Source organism: Spirosoma utsteinense, assembly GCF_014282275.1.
Lineage (GTDB): Bacteria > Bacteroidota > Bacteroidia > Cytophagales > Spirosomataceae > Spirosoma > Spirosoma utsteinense.
In genome coordinates this window covers 1-1,239 of sequence record NZ_VFIA01000141.1, presented here as the reverse complement: position 1 = coordinate 1,239, position 1,239 = coordinate 1, and the positions used below count along the sequence as shown (strand labels likewise).

The window sequence follows — 1,239 nt, the reverse complement described above, 5'->3', positions numbered from 1 at the left end:
CAGGGCTTTCTCATAAAACATTTTTGAGGGTCATGAATTGAAGCAGGACGTGGAATTTGTCAGCGAATTCCTCCATCCTGGCGACCATATTCTTTACCTTGTCCTGACCTAACACGTTCAGTACGATACTTCTAAGGTTGCTCAGTAACCGACTTACGGCGGCTTGACTGCTGCGAAAACGATCTTCGCTCAAGCTCACATCCCGACGATGATGCATCGTCTCAATTCGCCAATGTTGGCGTACCGCGTCGAATAATTCATCCGCCTGTCCCTGCTGGTTAACCAACGCATTACTCACAAAATAGCTTGTCTCCCGACTCAATTCCAGGCCAGCCAGACTCTGACGGACGCGCACCACGCGCACCAACGTCTGCATCCCACTGGTCTGCCAGCGAAGAGCCAGCGGATGCCTATTCATGGCAAAACAACTGTAGCTGCGCTGGGCGATGCGTCCATGACCACGCTCAGGCTTATCCGCTCGATCATAGTCAGCTACTTTTACACTGCTACTCCCAACCCAGGGTCGGTACAAAATCTGCTGGTTGGCTTTTAGCCCGACCAGATAAAGACCTCCTTTTTCGTGAATTGTCTTGATTGTCAGTGGGATCAAATGAAGAGCGTCTAAGGTGATTTTCTGGTTGTGCATCCCCGTATCGGCTAAAAGTTGAGTTGCTACTGGCCGCTCACTCTCTTTGGTACCATTATAATAAGCCTGTCCTGCAATCGCTTCGCCCCGATGCGCTACGACCGAGACACAAGCCTGCCCCCGTTTATTGGCGGGTTCAATACTGCCCCGCAGTTCCTTACCATCCAGGGCAAACCAGGCTTGTTGCTGAAGCGTCAGCACAAGGCCAAAGCGTTGGAAGAGCAAGTCCGCGAACACGATCCCATTGACTTTGGCCAGCAGACGGGGTAGTTGAGGACGGGAAACAACCCGTTGATTGGTAAGCTGTAGGACTCGGCATAAATCGTCAAAATGGTTGGCCATGTGGCGATGCAAACTCGATAGATTACCATCCCGCCCGCAGCACAAGGCCAGGGTTAACCCTGTAATAACCAGCGCGATACAATGGTACTTGCCCCGGCTATCCCGTCCATCAAGCTGGGGCGTTTGTTTTAAGAGTTGGAAAAAGGACGTATTTTGGGGTTGGCAAGGAAAGGGAGTCATGGATTTTTGTAGTCTAGTTAACCACAAAACTACGGACTCTTAATCCTTGCTTATTTCATGAGAAAGCCCTG

The 1,239-nt window shown here is 50.8% G+C and carries 1 protein-coding gene; it reads right to left on the bottom strand.

Annotated features, from left to right (window positions below; all coding sequences use genetic code 11):
* Positions 1 to 10: 10 nt before the first annotated feature.
* Positions 11 to 1,168 carry an ISAs1 family transposase gene (locus FH603_RS28110; protein ID WP_186742680.1) on the bottom strand — a complete coding sequence of 386 codons (1,158 nt, stop codon included), beginning with the start codon at positions 1,166 to 1,168 and terminating at the stop codon, positions 11 to 13.
* Between the last annotated feature and the right edge of the window lie 71 nt (positions 1,169 to 1,239).

Excerpts from the sequence above, each read along its gene's own strand:
- FH603_RS28110 (WP_186742680.1), bottom strand. The coding sequence starts at position 1,168 with ATGACTCCCTTTCCTTGCCAACCCCAAAATACGTCCTTTTTCCAACTC.